The 19,499-nt window shown below is 30.6% G+C and carries 18 protein-coding genes; 2 read left to right on the top strand and 16 right to left on the bottom strand.

Annotated elements, in window-relative coordinates:
* Positions 1-241: 241 nt before the first annotated feature.
* The 13 genes from BS62_RS10610 to glyA form a co-directional block, all read right to left on the bottom strand.
* Positions 242-1,609: a hypothetical protein gene (locus tag BS62_RS10610; RefSeq protein WP_496491246.1), complete on the bottom strand. Its 1,368-nt coding sequence runs from the start codon at positions 1,607-1,609 to the stop codon at positions 242-244.
* Positions 1,610-1,722: 113 nt separating this feature from the next.
* Positions 1,723-3,144: a carbon starvation CstA family protein gene (locus tag BS62_RS10605; protein WP_496491245.1), complete on the bottom strand. Its 1,422-nt coding sequence runs from the start codon at positions 3,142-3,144 to the stop codon at positions 1,723-1,725.
* 103 nt (positions 3,145-3,247) lie between these two features.
* The gene (locus BS62_RS10600; RefSeq protein WP_496491244.1) at positions 3,248-3,979 is read right to left on the bottom strand and encodes a LytR/AlgR family response regulator transcription factor; all 732 of its coding nucleotides are present in this window, start codon (positions 3,977-3,979) and stop codon (positions 3,248-3,250) included.
* A 10-nt stretch (positions 3,980-3,989) separates the two neighbouring features.
* Complete coding sequence (locus BS62_RS10595; RefSeq protein ID WP_496491243.1) at positions 3,990-5,642, bottom strand: ECF transporter S component; 1,653 nt, start codon at positions 5,640-5,642, stop codon at positions 3,990-3,992.
* Between the two features lie 160 nt (positions 5,643-5,802).
* On the bottom strand, positions 5,803-6,891 hold the full coding sequence (gene orr, locus BS62_RS10590) for an ornithine racemase Orr (protein WP_496491242.1): 1,089 nt from the start codon (positions 6,889-6,891) through the stop codon (positions 5,803-5,805).
* Complete coding sequence (locus tag BS62_RS10585) at positions 6,892-8,259, bottom strand: GlmL-related ornithine degradation protein (RefSeq protein WP_496491241.1); 1,368 nt, start codon at positions 8,257-8,259, stop codon at positions 6,892-6,894. It lies immediately after the preceding gene.
* 87 nt (positions 8,260-8,346) lie between these two features.
* Positions 8,347-10,557, bottom strand: coding sequence for a D-ornithine 4,5-aminomutase subunit OraE (oraE, locus tag BS62_RS10580; RefSeq protein WP_496491240.1), 2,211 nt, complete (start codon positions 10,555-10,557; stop codon positions 8,347-8,349).
* Positions 10,548-10,925, bottom strand: a complete 378-nt coding sequence (locus tag BS62_RS10575; protein ID WP_496491239.1) for an ornithine aminomutase subunit alpha — start codon at positions 10,923-10,925, stop codon at positions 10,548-10,550. Before BS62_RS10575 ends, oraE begins: the two co-directional genes overlap by 10 nt.
* Positions 10,926-10,943: 18 nt before the next feature.
* The gene (gene ortB / locus BS62_RS10570; RefSeq protein WP_496491238.1) at positions 10,944-12,380 is read right to left on the bottom strand and encodes a 2-amino-4-oxopentanoate thiolase subunit OrtB; all 1,437 of its coding nucleotides are present in this window, start codon (positions 12,378-12,380) and stop codon (positions 10,944-10,946) included.
* Positions 12,373-12,681: a 2-amino-4-oxopentanoate thiolase subunit OrtA gene (gene ortA, locus BS62_RS10565; RefSeq protein ID WP_496491237.1), complete on the bottom strand. Its 309-nt coding sequence runs from the start codon at positions 12,679-12,681 to the stop codon at positions 12,373-12,375. Before ortA ends, ortB begins: the two co-directional genes overlap by 8 nt.
* A 31-nt stretch (positions 12,682-12,712) precedes the next feature.
* The gene (gene ord, locus BS62_RS10560) at positions 12,713-13,786 is read right to left on the bottom strand and encodes a 2,4-diaminopentanoate dehydrogenase (RefSeq protein WP_496491236.1); all 1,074 of its coding nucleotides are present in this window, start codon (positions 13,784-13,786) and stop codon (positions 12,713-12,715) included.
* Positions 13,787-14,022: 236 nt separating this feature from the next.
* Positions 14,023-15,471: a sigma-54 interaction domain-containing protein gene (locus BS62_RS10555; RefSeq protein WP_496491235.1), complete on the bottom strand. Its 1,449-nt coding sequence runs from the start codon at positions 15,469-15,471 to the stop codon at positions 14,023-14,025.
* A gap of 152 nt (positions 15,472-15,623) precedes the next feature.
* The gene (gene glyA / locus BS62_RS10550) at positions 15,624-16,874 is read right to left on the bottom strand and encodes a serine hydroxymethyltransferase (protein WP_496491234.1); all 1,251 of its coding nucleotides are present in this window, start codon (positions 16,872-16,874) and stop codon (positions 15,624-15,626) included.
* Between the two features lie 183 nt (positions 16,875-17,057).
* Between glyA and BS62_RS10545 the strand changes: the two genes are divergently transcribed.
* Together BS62_RS10545 and BS62_RS10540 are read left to right on the top strand one after the other, a co-directional pair.
* A complete protein-coding gene (locus BS62_RS10545) occupies positions 17,058-17,846 on the top strand; it encodes a threonine/serine exporter family protein (RefSeq protein WP_496491233.1) in 789 nt (262 codons plus the stop codon).
* Entirely contained in the window at positions 17,846-18,304 is a 459-nt protein-coding gene (locus BS62_RS10540; RefSeq protein ID WP_496491232.1) for a threonine/serine exporter family protein, read from the top strand. The genes BS62_RS10545 and BS62_RS10540 overlap by 1 nt, the downstream gene beginning before the upstream one ends.
* An 11-nt stretch (positions 18,305-18,315) precedes the next feature.
* Here the strand turns inward: BS62_RS10540 and BS62_RS10535 are convergent, their stop codons facing one another.
* The 3 genes from BS62_RS10535 to BS62_RS10525 are packed head-to-tail and all read right to left on the bottom strand — an operon-like array spanning position 18,316 to position 19,352.
* Positions 18,316-18,768, bottom strand: coding sequence for a SoxR reducing system RseC family protein (locus tag BS62_RS10535; RefSeq protein WP_496491231.1), 453 nt, complete (start codon positions 18,766-18,768; stop codon positions 18,316-18,318).
* A 10-nt stretch (positions 18,769-18,778) separates the two neighbouring features.
* Positions 18,779-19,069, bottom strand: coding sequence for a metal-sensitive transcriptional regulator (locus BS62_RS10530; RefSeq protein ID WP_496491230.1), 291 nt, complete (start codon positions 19,067-19,069; stop codon positions 18,779-18,781).
* Between the two features lie 16 nt (positions 19,070-19,085).
* The gene (locus tag BS62_RS10525; protein WP_496491229.1) at positions 19,086-19,352 is read right to left on the bottom strand and encodes a hypothetical protein; all 267 of its coding nucleotides are present in this window, start codon (positions 19,350-19,352) and stop codon (positions 19,086-19,088) included.
* Positions 19,353-19,499: the final 147 nt, after the last annotated feature.

Raw genomic sequence — 19,499 nt, 5'->3', positions numbered from 1 at the left:
CACGCCGCCAGCGTTCATCCTGAGCCAGGATCAAACTCTCATGATAAACTTGGCATTACTTTATAAATAAATGGTGTGTTAATTGACCTACTGTTTAATTTTCAAAGTTCAATTTTTTATCCTTTTCTTAAGGACAAGTATAACTATATCACCTTCTACATTTTTCGTCAATCTTTTTTTAAATATTTTTTTAAATGAAAAAAGCTGCACTTTTTACAGTACAGCTTTTTTATTGAAATATTTATATTATAAACATAGCTACTATAGTTGTTACTGCAAGACCTATAGTAACAGGTATTAAATTTCTCTTAGCAAGTTCATAAGGACTTACTCCACATATAGCTGCTGCTGGTATTAATGCCCAAGGAACTAAAGTTCCTCCACCAGTCCATATACCTGCTATTTGACCTAGAGCTGTTAATGCACCTACGTTAGAGCCAACTGCTGTTCCAAACACTTGAGCTAATGACCCATTTAAAGCAATTCCTGAGAAACCAGAGCCGTCAAGGCCTGTTATAAATCCTACTATAGTTTGAACAGATGCTATCATAAACTTGTTCATTGGTACTGTATTAGCCAAGAACATACCTATATCTCCTAATAATGCTGGAGCTTGATTTACAGTTGCTCCTAATAATGATTGTAATGGTCCTGATTCACCCATATAGAAAAATGCTGCTATTGGTATAATTGGTCCGAATATTCTTATTCCAAATACAAATCCTTCTGTTATACATTCTGATACTCTTTCCAAACTCTTTTTGCCGTGATTCATTATACATATTACTATTATTAAAAATGCTGCTGTTCCACCAAGTAGTGCTGTAGCATCTCCACCTCTTAATTGGAATGCTGACATTGCCCATATATCTAAAGCAAATAATACAGCTACTAAAAAACTTGCGATTTTAGCCTTAATGTTAAATTTCTTGTTTTCAGAAATAGGAGCTACTTCTTCTACTTCTAATTTATTGTTCTTTATATCTTTCATAAGCATATAATATGCTATACCTATAGTTACTATAGCCATGGTCCAATATAATATTGTACCTTCTTGGATAACTGATTGTACTGGTATACCTGCAGCTCCTGCTGTTATACTTGGAGCTCCTTGTATAACATAGTCTGTTGATAATGCAAGCCCGTGTCCAAATAAGTTAAGTGATACTGCGACCCCTATAGCAGGAAGACCTACTCTCATTGCTATTGGTAAAAATACCGCTCCAACTAAAGCTGTTGATGGTGATGGCCAGAAAAACCATGATAATATTAGCATAGCTAAACCTATAGTAAAGAACGCTGTCGTTCTGTTTTTTATAACTCTAGTAAATGGTTTTACTATAAGCTCTATAGTATCATTATCTTCTAGTACCTTAGACAATGCCATCATTGCAGCAATTATCAATATAATCGGTCCTAATTCGCTTAAAGCTATTATAAGTGAGTTAAATATAGAACCTACTGAGAATACTAAATCATGTGTATAGTATATTGCAAGAGAAAAAACACCTAACATACATGGAACTATTGTATCTTTTTTTAGCATCATCGTTAGTAATATAACAACAATAAAAATCATATAAATATAGTGTGCACCTGTTAATAACATTTTTTGAGTTGCCTCCTTTTTCTTTTTAGTACATAATATGCTTGGTCAAGGAATTGGTGACTAGCTAAAAGAAAAAGGACATTAAAAAAGACGGCATAAGCCGTCTTATTTTTTTATGCTATATTTTTATTTTTTTCATTTTTTATCGATTTTATTTTATTCATAAACAATGCAAATAATACTACAGCTATTGCCATTCCTGTTAAATTAGAAATCATAGGATTAATTCTAAGCCCTTCTGGTGCTTGAAGTATATATGAAGTTGTAACAACTGTCATAAATACTGCTGGAATAGTAGTTATCCAATGATTTTTATTGTATTTTACTAAAAATGCAGAAGCTGTCCATAGTAATATCATTGCAAGGGTTTGATTTGCCCATGCAAAGTATCTCCATATTATATTAAAGTCTATGAAAGTTAAAGCTATACCTATTGCAAATAAAGGTATTGCTATATAAAATCTACTTTTTAATGATTCTTGTTTAAAGTTTATAGCATCTGCTATTGTAAGTCTTGCACTTCTAAAAGCTGTATCTCCTGATGTTATAGGACATGCAACTACACCAAGTAATGCTAATGCCCCTCCAACAGGTCCTAATAATGTATTAGAAATTATATTTACAACACCTGCTGGCCCACCTTTGTCTGCTATAGCACTAGCTAGTTCTCCAGTTCCTCCAAAGAATGTCATAGCAGCTGCTGCCCATACTAATGCTATTATACCTTCTGCTATCATTGAACCATAAAATACTCTTCTAGTTTCACTTTCTTTTGTAACACATCTAGCCATTAGCGGTGATTGAGTTGCGTGGAATCCTGATATAGCACCACAAGCTATAGTTATAAATAAATATGGGAATATCGGAGTGCTACCTGGATGTAAATTTTGTAATGTTATATTAGGTATATCATATCCCTTTACTATAAGGCCTCCAGCTACACCTACTGCCATTATTATTAGTGATGCACCGAATACAGGATATATTTTACCTATCAATTTATCTACTGGTAATACTGTTGCTAATATATAGTAAACTATTATTATACCTACCCACAATGGTGCATTCATCCCTGTTAAATCTGCTAATAAATTAGCTGGCCCAGTTACAAATACAACACCTACTAATATTAATAAAACAACACTGAAAACTCTCATTACACCTTTAGTTTTATCACCTAAATATATACCAACTAATTCAGAAACTGAAGTTCCTTTATGTCTCATAGATAATATTCCAGATGCAAAGTCGTGTACCGCACCTGCAAATATAGAACCAAATACTATCCATAAAAATGACGCTGGACCCCAAAGTGCTCCTGATACTGCACCAAATATTGGGCCAAGTCCTGCTATATTTAAAAATTGTATTAAGAATATCTTTTTCCAATCCATAGGAACATAGTCAACACCATCTTCATACTGTATAGCTGGTGTTATGTTTTTGTCATCTGTTCCAAATATATTTTCTACAAATTTACCATATACAAAGTAACCTGCTATTAATAATATAATTGCGCCTATAAAACTTAACATATATTCAACCTCCCTTTATTTTCTATAACAAAATAATACATTGTTAGGACAAGTAATATGCAAATGTTTTCATGAAATGCAAAAAAAAGTGCATGAGATGCACTTATATATTCATTAATTTTTTGAATTCTTTTATTTTACTTCTACTTACGGGAACATCAACATTTATGTTTTTTAATTTTAAGTTATAAGTACTGTTAAACCATGGTATAATTTCTTTTATCTTAGACAAGTTAACTATAAATGATCTATGGCATTTAAAAAACTTATCATCTGGCAAACTTTTTTCAAATTCAGATATTGAACTATTTACACTATATTCATTTTCTTTTGTGTATACTAAAGTTTCTCTTTCTTTAGCTTGGCAATAATATATATCTTCTATATCTACAACTATCATCTTGTCATTTTTCCATAAACTTATTTTGTCAAACAATCTTTGATTTTCATCACTATTATTAACTTCATTATTTATATTTGAGCTTTTTTCTAGTTTATTTAACATAGAAACTATTCTTTCTTTGGAATAGGGCTTTAATATATAATCAAAAGCCTCTAGTTCAAAAGCTTCTACAGCATGCTCTTTATATGCACTTATAAAAACTATTTTAGGTTTTATTTTAAATTTATTTATAGTCTTTGCCAGTAATATTCCGTCTAAATATGGTATATTTATATCCAAGAATATAACGTCTAAACTATTTTCTTGGATAAATTTTAAGACGTCTATTCCATTATCAAACTCCGATATTATTTCTATTGAACTAAAATTTTTTATAAAATACTTTAATTCTTCTCTTGCTGGAAATTCATCTTCTACTATAATAGCTTTCATATTAGCACTCCTATATTACAAATTCTATATTAGTTCCTTTATCCAATTTATATATTTTAAGTCCACTTCCATATATAAGTTTAAGTCTTAAGTGTACATTATATAATCCAATTTTATTTTCAGGCATATCTCCGTTACGTACTTTTTCTATGATATCATTACCTATGCCAATTCCGTCATCTTCTATAGCTACCTTTATATCTTTTTCATTTATTTTCTTAACAGATATTTTGACATTTCCTTTTCCTCTACCCTTTAGTATCCCATGTATAATTGCATTTTCAACTAATGGTTGTATTATAAGACTTGGTATTTTCACATTTATATTTTCTTCTATATCGTAAATAATATTTAACTTGTCATTAAATCTAGCTTTTTCTATTGCTACATATGCTTTAACTTGTTCTAACTCTTTACTTATATCTATTAAATTTTCATTGGATTCTAAATTGTATCTTAAATAAGTCGATAAATCTATTATAAGCTCCCGAGCATTCTCTGGGTCTATTCTTATAAATGACGTTATAGTATTTAAAGCATTAAATAAAAAATGAGGATTTATTTGAGCCTGTAGAGCCTTCATTTCAGCTTTATTTGCCATTTCTTTTATTTGTTCTATTTTTGCTATTTCCATTAATGTAGATATCATTTGAGATAATCCTATAGCTAAGTTTTGTTGTGAGTATGTCATTTGATTACGGCTTGTATAATAAATCTTTAGTGTTCCAGTTATTTCATTTTTTTCTTTAAGAGGTATTATCATTGCCGATTTTAGAGGTATTTTTTTGTCATGAAAATATTCTTCATTTTTAGTTTGTATGTTTATTATTTCCCCAGTTTTTATAGCCTTTTTCGTGCTATCTGTTACTATATCTTTTTCTTTACTATAATATTTTTCTCCAATTCCTACGTATGCTAGCACATAGGTTTTATCTGTTATAGAAACTGCGTCTGCATTTATTTCATCTTTTATTATTTCACATATTTTTCTTAGTGAATCTTCATTTATATTTCTAAAGTATGGAAGTGTTTTATTTGCTATGTCCAATGATAATTTAGCTTGTTTCGCAGCTATTTCTTCCTTTTCATTTTGGATACTATGCATTAGTAGTATTATAACTCCAACTCCTATTTGTCCTATCATCATTGGAAAATATATTTGTTTTACTATACTTAATGATAATTCAAATGGTTTTGATATAGTTAATATTAATATCATTGTAAGGTTCTCACATATTATACCAGATAATATTCCATGTACCCATTTATGTTCTTTAGGAGATTTTTTATATACTACACCTGAAACTATACCAGCAACTATACTAGATATAAGGCAAGGTAAGGAAGTTACTCCATTTATATCTATAAAATATCTATGAAGTCCAGCTATAAATCCAGATATTATCCCTACAACTGGTCCAAATAATATTCCTCCAGACATTATAGCTACAGTTCTAGTATTTGCTATTGCCCCTTCTACATTTACACCACTATATGTTCCAATTATAGCCAAAATGCTAAATATAGCCGAAATAACTAGTAAATCTTTTAGTTTGTAGTTTTCCCTTTGAAATATATTTTTAAATATACTCATTTTTGTACTTAAAAATAAAAACAACATTAATAAAGCAAATCTATCTACCAAAGTTATAAGTAAACTCATTTATTCACCTACTTTCTTTTTAATCAATATACAATTTTATCATATATTTCAATGTTATTTCCCAGGAAATATGATATTTCTACATAAAAACACAGAAATATTATTCTGTTTTTACATTAAATTACAAAAGTCCTATAGGCTTCCTATAGGACTTTATTATTTACATATTTTTAGCTAATACTCTTTCATTTATAAGTTCTTTGTAAACGTATTCACTAGTAGCTGCAGCCATAAGCGCTCCATATTCTAATGAGAATTCTATTTTATCTCCTATTTCATAATTATTTTCACTATCTGTAATATCCATTATTAAATGATCTGAACTTGCTCCTAATATATCTATTTTTGTATCCAATGGACTTATAGATGATATGTTTATATCTTGTCTTCCAATACCTATTATAGCCCTTTTTCTAATACCTCGATCTTCATATTCAGGTTTATTTCCAAAGGCGTCTACTCCTATTTCTCCTATTGGAAGTGATGGTTTATTTTTTATCTCTATTATTTCACATACAAGTTTAAATACATCTTGGTATGTTCCTTCTATTGTATCTCCATAGGCAGTTTCCTTACCAAGTACTATAGCTTCACCTGGTCTTAAATTTGTTATTCCTTCTGGCAGCTCTTTTTTATCTATTAAGTACAATGAGCTAGAATTTCCACCTGAAACAAAAGGTAATTTTATATTGAACTTATCTTCTATTTCCCTTGCTAATTTTGCTAATCTAGTTAAATTTTCATTTGTTGGTATAACTGCTCCATAACAAGTTAAATTACTTGCTAATCCTACAAGTTCTATATTTTCTAATTTTAAAACTTTATTTACAGTTTCAAATAAATCTTTTTCCTCAAAATATCCTTCTCTTAGGTCTCCTAGGTCTACCATTAAAACTACTTTATGTTTTTTATTTATTTTCTCTGCTTCTTCATTTATTTTATATATAGTTTCCATTTCAGAGTTAAAACTTATATCAGCATATTTAACTAAATCTTCTAATTCACTAATCATAGGTATTCTAAGAAGTATTTTTGGTAAATTTATATTTTGTAATTTTATTAAGTTCTTAACTCTAGAGTCGGCTATATAATCTATTCCTGTGTTTACAAGTTCCTCTACAACTTCTGGTATTGCACAATATACCTTAGTTACCATTGCAACTTGCACGTTATTATCTTTGCATTTTTTTACTACTACTTCTGCATTATTTTTTAACTTATCTATATCTATCTCTAATCTTGGATACATTTAGTTTCCCCCTATTCCCAAGCTCTTAAAAAGCAATTTAATTGCAGCTTCTGGATATTTTTTAGATAAAACCCCAAGAGATGCCATTATATAATCATTGTCTACTAATATGTTTGCTTGCTCACTTGGGAAAAGTAATGTTTTAGTTATGTTATGTTTAGCTATAGACTCCATTATTTTTATTCTATTTGGAAGTCTAGTAAGCGCTCCACCTGTTCCAACTATATACTTAACTTCTGTTAAATCCTTACCTTCTGCTATTATTGTTTTACCACCTGTTCCATATAAATTTCTTATTTGTCCTGCGTGTCTTATAGTAGCTCTTATAACAGCTTCTTTAGATAGTCTTTCTACAAATTTTATTTCATCATGTGTCTTAGGTATAGGTACATGATTTTCCATAATATTATCTATATCCATGTTAAGTTCCTTTTCTAGATTTTCTTTACCTATTAACTCAACAACGTTTTTCATATTTACATATACACCTAAATCACCTTCAACAGTTCTCTTCGCCAAAGGCTCTGGGCTTATTAATATCCTATTTATAGCCTCGCTACCTTCTGTTACCGAATGTAGGTCTGTTGTAGCTCCACCTACATCTAAAACTATTAAATCTCCTATTTGATCATATAAAAGTTTGGTACATTCCATAACAGAACCCGGAGTCGGTATTATAGGCCCGTTTACTATATCTCTTACATGCTCCATTCCTGGTGCATTTGTTATATGTTCTTCAAATGCGTCTTGTATAACAAATCTAGTTGGTTCTACATTTAGTAAATCTATCTTTGGATATACATTATCTACTATATATAATTTATAATTTGTATCTTCAAATATTAGCTTTATTTCTTCTTGGTTTTCAATATTTCCAGCATATATAACCGGTATACCTAAATTTAGATTAGCTATAAGTTCAGCGTTGTAAATTGATGTTTCTCTTTCGCCATAATCTACTCCACCTGCTATAAGTATTATATTTGGTTTTATATTTTGTATTTCTTTAAGATCAGTTCTTCTTAATTTACCTGCTGTAACTTTGTGTATTATAGCCCCTGCACCTAATGCAGCTTCCTTAGCAGCTCTAGCTGTCATATCGTATACAAGGCCATGTACTGTCATTTTTAGCCCACCTGCAGCACTCGATGTAGCTAGCATATCATTATATTCTACTTTTTCTTCTCCCAATCTTTTGCCTAAATCGTCTATAGCTCCTTGAAGACCTATCCTTACGTCTCCTTCTACTACAGATGTAGGAGCTTGACCTTGGCCTATAAATTTAGGATTATCTGTATGTATATCGCAAAATGCATTTACAACAGTTGTGGTACTTCCTATTTCCGAAACTAAAACATCTATTTTCATATTTACCTCCTTAATACTATAAATTAAGGCATTTATACTTAAAGGTGCCCTAAGGCACCTTATATTTAATTAGTACTTTATTTATTTTTAACCTTGAGCTAAAGCTTTCATTTCTCTTCTTTTTTCTACTAAGAATGTAGCTACGTTAACACCCTTACTTCCTCTACCAAAACCTGCGTCAATACCTTGTTGAACAGCTATTTCAGGAGTTACTTGAGTACCACCACAAGCTATCATTATTTTATCTCTTATTCCTTTTTCTACACAGTATTCGTGTATTCTTCTCATATTTTTGTAGTGTGTATCATCATGACTTATTATAGTTGATGCAAGTATAGCATCAGCATTTAATTCTATAGCAGCATCTACTAGTTTTTCTATTGGAACAGAAGTTCCTAAGTAATGAGCCTCTATACCGTATTTTTCTATACCACCATGTTTTATATCTATTATTTCTTTAAGTCCAACTGAGTGTTCATCTTCTCCAACTGTTCCAGCAACTATTTTAAGTGGATTTGCTTCAATATCAGCTCTTATTTCTTCATCAGTTAACATTTTTGGTTCTGGAGGTATTACTAAATCATTTAAATCTACTGAGAAAGGAACCTTACCTTTCAATTCTATTCTAGTTCCTTCAACTGGATGCATTATTTCTCTGTGTATAACTTCTATATCTTCTAAATTCATCTTTTTAGCAAATTCAATAGATGCGAATTCTGCTGTTCTTTTATCTGTTGGTAAGAACATAGTAAGAAGTACTGTTCCATCAGCAGACCATTCAACTTCAGGTTTTATTTTAGAAGATTCTCTGTATTCTCTATTTTCTTCTAATCTAACGTTAACATTATCTTGTGGATCTAATTCATCTATATATACTATTTTGCTTCTATCTTCAAATGTACATCCTCCTATTAAAGAAGATGGACTATCACTTTCACTATATTGAGATACATTATTGTATCCGTATAGAGCAGTTACTGGAGCAAAGTAATCTTCATCTCTTTCATAAACAGTGCCTACACCTACACCACCATCTATCTTTCTTGCTATACCATCTCCATTTCTTTCTGGATAATATCCTGAGTCAACGAAGAATCCTTGTTCTACAGCGTTGAAGTATCCCCCAACTTCTAGTATTTCTTCCATGTATAATACTGCTCTTTCTTTTATTTCTCTTGCTTTATCTCTTAAATATCCCGATGGCTTAAGTTCTACCATATCCATTAATCCATCCATACCAACTAAAGCTTGTTTAGCTGTATCACAAGCTTCCATGTTGTATATATGCCATGGAACGTTTCTTCCTTCATCAGGAGTTATTGTTGATTGTATGTCAGCTCTTGTAAGCATTGAAGTTAATAAGTTAAGAGCATGAGTAACTGTAGCTTCTCTAGTTGATGATTCCATATACTTAGTATTCATTTGAGCTCTCATTTTGTACTCAGAAAATACATCTCTTAAAGCTACTGCATATGGTAAATCTAATTTTAAGCATGGAGCTGGTGGAGCTGTTGGTGGAACTGTTGATAAACATATATTTTCTTTTTTCATTCCAACTTTAACTGAGAATATAGAGTTTAGGGCATGTTGTACCATTAACTCTGGCATAACCTTCCACGCTTCTCTAGCAGTAGCATTTGCATTATGTGCTCCATCTATTTGGGCCATATCAACAAATGCCATTATGTTTTTAGCTTCGCAAGCATCAACAAAAGATCTTATCATGTTAACGTTTCTGTATAATACGTTATATTGTGGATCTTGATGCGCTCCATTTATACCTTCCTCAGCGAACATAACAGCAACTTCAGGACCTGCAACACCACTTACATAAGAATGGTAGTTTATTGGTCTTCCTACTTCATCTTCTATTATGTCTAATGCTTTTCTTTGAGCTCTAACTTGCTTTCTTGTTATAGGAACACCACCTATACCTTGAGGAGTTCCTTCTATAAGACCATCAAAGTGAGATTGTCCTGCAGTTCTTATAACCATTATATGGTCAGCACCGTGCCATGCAGCCATTCTCATTCTTCTTATATCATCTTCAAATCTTCCAGAAGCTATTTCTGTAGTTATAACAGGTTGTGGTTGTGGATCTATGTTGTCAAAGTATTTAGCTGATGGTAATCCTATACTATTTTTAAGTGGAGTTGAACAGTTAGTATATTCAAAAGGTCCCATCTTTAATCCTTCTTCAGCTTTTCTCCAAGTCCAACCTCTTCTTTTTGGCTCATATTTATCTAAATCTTTAAGTAAACTTTCTATGTTTAATTTTTCATTTTCTTTTATAAGCATGCTGTAGCACCTCCTTTGAACATTTCAACAACTTCGTCCCAGTACTTACCTTCACTTAATGCAACTCCAGCTTCTCTTATTGAAATATTTTTTTCTTTTGCTAACTTATAAACTACGTGTCCAGCGCCTTTACCCATTAACCCTCTATCTATAACACCTTCAACTATAGGTGCAGCTTCAAGTGATGAGAATCCCATTCTTAAAAGTACTGATCTTTCTATAGAAGGAGATGTATTTTTCTTTCCAAGATCTAATAATGGCTCCACTGCTTGTTCTGCAAGTTTCCAAAATCTCTCATGTAATTCTTCTTCACTTAAATCAGCTAAATGTTGTCTTCTTATTTCAAAGTCATCTGCTCTCTTTATCATACAAAACACCCCCATATTTTATGCATTTTGATTAATTGCGTAATTTACATTTAATTCATTTAATACTTTTATTACAAAATCTCTAGAACTCTTAGAATCTTTAACCATGAATTCTATATCCTCTTCATTTACATCTGTAGCTTTGTTATTTTCTATACAGTTTTTAATATAAGATTTTCTTATTTTATCCATATCTGAGTCTTTAACTTTTATTAAACTTGGATGAGAAGGTAATATTATATTAGTACCTGGTATCTCATCTTCTGGATTTCCAAATTTTATTTCTACTCCATTTTCTCTAGCAAATGTAAGTTGAGGCTGTATATGTTTACCAGCTCCAGTATATTCAGTTTCTTGAACTACTATTATTTGATCTTCATTCATTTCTTGCGCAATTGCAAATGCAGCAGCTAGTGCTGTATTTCCAGCAGGACCTCTTTCAATACCTTCTAATTGTGCTAATGTCTCTGTCATATAAAATACTTCACCTTGAGTTACAGTAACGTATCTATCCATATATCTAAGTGGTCTTCCAGCAGATCTTGGAACATCTGATCTATCTGGCCATGTAGTAAATGGCATACCAAATCCAGTGTGTCCTGTTGTAAATGATTTTTTATTAAATTGCTCATCAGAAGCCATATGAAGTCCTCTTAAGTTAACACTTGCTGCAACTATTTGAGTATCTACTGCCCCTGCTTTTATAAGTCCTCTTGCTGTACCAGTTAAGTTTCCTCCACCTGCATTAGTACAAACTACTACATCTGGATCTTTACCTAATTTTTCTCTAAATTGTACAGCTAATTCATATCCTAGAGTTTCGACACCAGCTATTCCAAATGGACTGTAAAGTGATGCATTGAAGTATCCAGTTTCTTCTAATAACTTTAAGAATGTATAAAATAATTCTGGACCAACTGTTAATTGAATAACTTCAGCGCCATATGCTTCACACTTTCTAGCTTTTTCTATTATTTCAGGTTGACCTACACCTTTACTATCGTAACATTCTTGAACTACTATACACTTAAGACCTTGCATAGCGGCTTGTGATGCAACTGCAGCACCGTAATTTCCACTAGTAGCAGCTATAACACCTTTATATCCAAGTTTTTTTGCATGGTATACAGCATTAGCTGCACGTCTTGCTTTAAAACTTCCAGAAGCATTTGATGCCTCATCTTTTACAAATATTCTTGCACCCTTACCTTTTGGAGCTACTTTTCTTGCAAGGGCTGTTAAGTTTTTAAGTTCTATTACTGGAGTATTACCCACAGCATAATTCCCTTGAATTTCTTGCATTTCCTCTAGTGTATATCCCGTTTCCTTCATCATTCTTTCATAATCAAATGATATAGAACCTGATTCAAAAGTTTCATAATCTATTCCTATTGCATTTTTCATTATTTCATTTCTTCTAGACAGAACACCTACATAACTCATATCTTTACTCATTGCTGTCACCTCCAAATAATACTTCTTTTACCTGAAGGCCAATTTGTAATATTTCTGGAACAAACTTTCCATAATCATGTGTGTAATAAGGATTTATATCTACTAGTTTTCCATCTACTTCTCTTCCTGTTATAGTAGTAACTCTAACTTCATCACCTAAGTTAGCATCATTATGTATAAATCCCTTAACCCACATTTCCAAAGGAACATTTTTAGTGTCCTCTGGAACTTGTGGAGCTCTATCTATAGAATTAAGTACAATATTATGTACTACGACCCAATCTCCTTTGCTAGCTTTCATTATATTCACTTCCTTTAATTCATTTGATATATTAAGCATTTGCTAATTCTTCTAATTCTACTTCTATTAATTTTCTAACATCGCCCATCATAGCTCTTGGAACTGGTATATCTAACATTGTTCTAAGACCTGGTCTAGCATTTATAACGTGTGGTATAGAGTTAACACACATAGCTATTGTTCCTACTCCTCCAGGTATTTCAGGAGTTATTTGTAAGTTTATATTTGGAGTTCCACTTATAGTTACATAATCTCCTGTTCCTTGACCTTCTAAATGAGGTAGTATTTGTTGTGGATGTTCCATTTCTATTTTTAATTCTCCATCAACATATGCATATCCACATTGACGACAACCAGCAACATTACCTGCTGCTACATCAGCGTATTTAGACTTTCTATCAACAGTTGACATTATTGGTTCTCTAGTTTGATCAACTTTATCTAAGTTCCAACCAATACCATCAGTTATCATTCTTATTGATTCTGGGAAGCCAACATGCCCTGCTATAGAACCATCTTTAACTCCTCTTTCGAATTCTTCTTTAGTAACTCCAACACCTTGCTCTTCCATAACTGCATGGCCAAATGGAGATAAATCATTTACTCTTGAAGCTTTTATATGATTAACTTCTTCACATGTTCCTGTTAAAGCTAATATTAATAAATCTAGTACAAACCCTGGGTTTATACCTGTTCCAAGTACTGATACTCCATTTTCTTTAGCTATTTTGTCTAATTGCTCTGCTAATTCTGGTTGTTGTGCTTGAGGATAAGCCATTTCTTCAGCTGTAGATATTACATTTATCTTTTTTTCTAATATGAACTTTATTTTATCAAAAGCATTTTTTGTAAAAGAATCAGTAGCTAATAAAGCTATATCTGCACTTTTCTCAACAAAAGCATCTTCTGGATTAGAAGTTATTATAACTTCTGGTCTATCTCCTCTTTCAGTTTCTAGTACATCGTACATACTTTTTCCAATTCTTTCTGTATTTCTATCACAAACTGCTACTATTTCTATTCCCTTTTTCTTTAATAACATTTGAGCCATTCCACTTCCCATTGCTCCAAATCCCCAAATACCTACTCTTATATTTCTTTCCATTTTATGTACCTCCATCAAATCATATATTTTAAAGTATATTTTTAATTTTCACACTTTTATATTTAGCAATTATTATGCCAAACTTTTTTGATTTTTTATAAACGTTGAAATTACCACATTCTAATTATTCTATATTTTCAGAATATAAATAATATAAAGAAAAAAGAGCAAAATATTTTGCATAAGTGCATATTTTTCGGCACTTTAGCAAAATATTTTGCTCTTCTTATATGATTTTATTCTAAATTATACTTTTTTAATTTATATTGAAGAGATTGTCTTTTTATCCCTAATCTCTTAGCTGCTTTACTTACATTATAATGTTCTGTTTCTAATGCATTTTTTATGAGCTTTATTTCTATTTCCTCTACTACTTCTCCTAAGGTCCTATCATTTATATCTAATTCATTTATAAAACATTTTTCTTGAATTTCTATATGATCTATATTGTTATTTTCTTTTAATTTATTATTACTATTATTTTCTTCATACGAATTGTGTATATTTAACATATTACTATCTATTATTTCTTCTTTATCTATCATACTCATAGCAGAATATATAGTATTTTCAAGTTCTCTAACATTTCCATTCCAACTGTGATTCATAAGAATTTTTTTTGCATTATCAGAAAACCCATATATATTTTTATTTAATTTTTTATTATATTTATCTATAAAGTTATTTGCTAAAAGTAATATATCTTTTTCTCTTTTTCTAAGTGGTGGTATTTCTATTAGTATTACATTTAGTCTATAGTATAGGTCTTTTCTTATTTTACCTTCACTTAATATATTCTTTGGACTTTCGTTTGTAGTAGTTATTATCCTAACATCTACAGGAATGTCTTTTGTGCCCCCAACTCTCCTTACATATCCTTCTTGAAGAACTCTTAGAAGTTTAGCTTGTAATTGTATTGGCATGGAGTTTATTTCATCTAATAGCAATGTTCCTCCATTTGCTTGTTCAAATAAACCTGGCCTATCTATAGCTCCTGTAAATCCACCTTTTGTAGTTCCAAATAATATACCTTCAAGAAGTGTTTCTGGAAGAGCTGCACAATTTTGAGCTATAAAAGGCATATGAGACCTATTACTTAAGTTGTGTATTCCTTGACTAATAAGTTCTTTCCCTGTTCCAGTTTCTCCGTATATAAGAACAGTTGCAGGTGTTTTAGATGCTTTTTTTGATAGCTCTATTGCTTTTTTGAACTCTTCACTTTCACCTATTATATCTTCAAATGTATATTTTTTAATTTTATCATCTAACTTTTGTACATCTTGAATATTACTTTGCAATTTAACTACTTTGTCCGATAATTCCTTTATGTTAGTTATATCCTTTGATATTTCCAGAGCTCCAATTAGTTCATTGTCTATAACTATAGGCATTGTTGTATTTAAAGTGGTTATTTCTCTACCATGTTTGTTTAAGTAGGTCTGTATATTATTTTTTGTCATTTCTCCTCTTTGAAGAGCTTTAATAAGAGTACTACTTTCATTATCTAAGTCTTTAAATACATCAAAAAATGATTTATTTAAAACTTCTTTTCTACTCATTTTTTCCAGTATAGACATAGCTTCATTATATATAATTGTATTTCCATCTTTATCTATAAAATGTATACCTTCTTCTAAATGTTGTAATACTGTTTGTACTAATTTAATATATATTTTCCCATTCATAAATAACCCCCAAAAAATTCGCTTTGCTCATATCGCCAACGACCTTGAAGAGCAGGTCCGTTGCTCAAATTTATAAGTTGGAAATTAAAATTTCCTCTAATATAAAAATAGAGTTGAAATCCTTCAACTCTATTATACCTATTCATATACTATTATTCAACGTGTACCATTTCGTACTCTTCATATAAAGGGAATTTATCAGTTAAATCTACAACTAATTTTTGGGCTTTTGATATATCGTTATAAGTAATGGCCAAATCTATTGCCTCAGCTATTATTTTCATATCTTCTTCTTTCATCCCTCTAGTTGTAACTGCAGGAGTACCTATTCTTACACCACTAGTTACAAATGGATTTTCTGGGTCAAATGGTATAGCATTTTTATTTACTGTCATAAATGCTTCATCAAGTCTTTTTTCTGCTTCTTTTCCTGTTATATTTTTACTTCTTAAATCAAGTAACATTAGGTGGTTATCAGTTCCACCACTTACTAAGTCAAAACCTCTATTAATTAATTCACTTGCTAGTACCTTAGCATTTTTTATTATTTGATTTTGGTATTTTTTAAACTCTGGACTTAGTGCTTCCTTAAATGAAACAGCTTTTGCTGCTATTATATGTTCTAGTGGACCTCCTTGTATTCCAGGGAATATAGCTTTATCTATAGCCTTTGCATATTCCTCTTTGCATAATATTAATCCTCCACGAGGTCCTCTTAATGTTTTATGAGTTGTAGTAGTTACAAAATCTGCAACATCACATGGATTTTGATGAAGACCCGCTGCTACAAGACCTGCTATATGAGCCATATCTACCATTAGCATAGCCCCTACTTCATCAGCTATTTTTCTAAACTTTTTAAAGTCTATTTCTCTTGGATATGCACTAGCCCCTGCAACTATTAATTTTGGTTTAACTTCATGAGCTAATTTTCTTACCATATCATAATCTATTAATCCATCTTCTTTTGTTACACCATACTCAGTAAAATCAAAATATTGACCTGATATATTAGCTGGTGATCCATGTGTTAAGTGACCACCTTGAGATAAATTCATTCCCATTACTTTATCTCCTGGTTTAAGTACAGCAAAATATACACCTATATTTGCATTAGCCCCTGAATGAGGTTGAACATTTGCATGTTCTGCATTAAATATTTTTTTTATTCTATCTATAGCCAAATTTTCTATTTCATCTATATGTTCGCATCCTCCATAATATCTTTTGTGAGGATAACCTTCAGCGTATTTGTTAGTTAAGTGACTTCCCATAGCTTCCAAAACAGGTATAGAAACTATATTTTCAGAAGCTATTAATTCTAAATTTCTATTTTGTCTCACTATTTCTCTTTGTATACTATTATAAACTTCTGGGTCATTGTTTTTTAGATTTTTAAACATACCTAAAACCCCCTTTGATTTTTATATAAATTAAATTTTAAATATACGCACATAATATAATTATGCATACTAAATTTTTCCTATGTTAATTTAATTGTAATAATTTTATTTTTACTTATATTTGAACATTTAAAGAAATATATTTGATATAATATTATAGATTTGAATAAGCGGGGTGATTTTATGAAGGACGATAATTCTATTAGAACATACAAAGAAAATATATTCAGACTTGCTTTATTTACAGGTGAGTTAATGCTTAAAAATGGGGCTGAAACCTATAGGGTCGAAGATACATTACTTAGAATATGTAATTCTAGAGGTTTTAAACATGTAAATGTGTTTGCATCTCCTACAGTTATAATAATATCAGACGAGAGATTTGATGGTATAACATTTATGAAAACCATTAGAACTCGTGGAATAAATTTAGATAGGATATCTGCAATAAATAGTTTTTCAAGGGATTTTGTATCTAATGTAGATATGGATGTTTTAGAATCGATAGAAACACTAAAAGGTATAGAAAAATCATATATAAATAATAAAAAAATATCTCTAACTTCCACAGGTCTTGGTAGTGCTTTTTTTGCACTTTTATTAGGAGGAAATTTTATAGATTTTATTATTACTTTTGTAGTATCTATGTTGGCACTAATATTTTATGAAAGAATATCTCGCGTAAGTGAAGTACCATTTCTTGCCACATTAGCAGCATCTTGTTTTATTGCATCTTGTGCTATTATGTTTACCGATATAAATATTATAAATGAACCTAATATGGTTATAGTAGGTTCAATAATGCCTCTTCTTCCTGGTGTTTCTTTGACTAAAAGCGTAAGAGATTTAATATCTGGAGAGTTAATATCTGGAGTTACAAGGGCATTTGAAGCTGCAGTAATATCTGTATCTATAGCAACTGGTGTTGGTGCAGTTCTTCAATTATGGGTTAAGCTAGGAGGGGTAGTATAATGAAAGATATTCCTTTATATTTACATTTTTTATATTCTTTTATGGCTACTATAGGTTTTTCATTATTTTTTAATGTACCTAAAAAGTCTATACATTATACAGGTATAACAGGAGCCATTGGATGGACTATTTATATTTATATAAATACATTAACCGATGGTCCTATATTTGCTAACTTTATAGCTTCTTGTATAGTTGCAATACTAGGAGAAGTATTTGCAAGAATAGATAAAAAACCAGTTATAGTATTTGTTATACCAGGAATAATTCCTTTAGTTCCAGGACTTGGTATGTACAACACAATGGCATATTTTATACAAGAAAATTATGATCTTGCAATATCAACTGGAATTACAACTGCATTAGTAGCAGGAGCTATATCACTAGCTCTTATACTAGTTTCTTCAATAGCCAAATCTTTTAAATCAATAAAAGCAAAAAAAGTTGCTAATAATTAGCAACTTTTTTACTATATATTTAAAGGTATGCCATTGCTTTGTACTATATCAGTTACAATTGGCATGTACTTTTTACTTTGCTTAAACTTACTATCATTAGTTTTTATAATTATATAAGATATTGACATAGTAATAAAACCTACTACTGCACTTGCTATTTCCATAGACCCATTATATCCTATCATGCTTAATACTTGATAACTAGCAATGACTCCTACTAAAAGAGATACTAGTGGAATTAGATACGCTATAGCTGCAGCTTGTAACACATTTGCAGCTTCTAAGTCTACTTCTACAAAATCCCCTAGTTTAGCGCCTACACTGTTGTCTACTTCTACTATAAGATCTTTACTTTCACTTTCTGTGTGACATTTACCACATTCTGCACAAGCCGAATGTTGCTTCATTCGTAGTTTAGCTATATTATGATCTAGCGTTTCTACTATAATCCCTGTATTTCTCATAATAGTCCTCCTATTTCATGAATTTAAGTATTGTGTCCATAAGTTCATCTACCATTACTTCTGTTTGTTCTTTATTATCTTTTATACTATTAGCCACACATCCTCTTACATGGTTTTCTAGTATTATAGAACCAACTTTGTCTATTGCTGATCTTATTGCTGCTATTTGAACCAAAACATCTACACAATATCTATCTTCTTCCACCATTTTTTGTATTCCTTTTACTTGTCCTTCTATTCTATTTAATCTTTTAGTTATAGATTCTTTACTTTTTTTACTTTCATCCGATAACTGTTTCATTTATTCACCTCTTTAATTATGTTAATACATAATATATCAATAATGAAAATAATAGTGTTAGGTTTCTTATAAGCATAGCATTTCTTTGTTGTATGTTATATTTAGCAACTAAGTTTACTAATACATATCTCGCTATAATATTTAATATTCCTAGTATATATAATACCATTACATTATACATAGGTACATTGAATAAATCTGGAAGTATAAATTTACCTATTAAATATAATACCCCAAATACCACTGTAAACAATCCAATTTCATTAAATGATTTTTTATCCATATGTTCCCCCTAAAATGATATCATATTATAATTATACATTATTTATAGTAATTTGTAATCAAAAAAAGAGGCTGTAAATAATTACAACCTCAACTTCCTACTACTAAATTTGAGCAACGGACCACATTTTCAAGGTCGTTGGCGAAA

The organism is Sporacetigenium mesophilum DSM 16796 (assembly GCF_059569055.1).
Note: the sequence above shows the minus strand (reverse complement) of the source record. Positions and strands in the feature narration are given on the sequence as shown.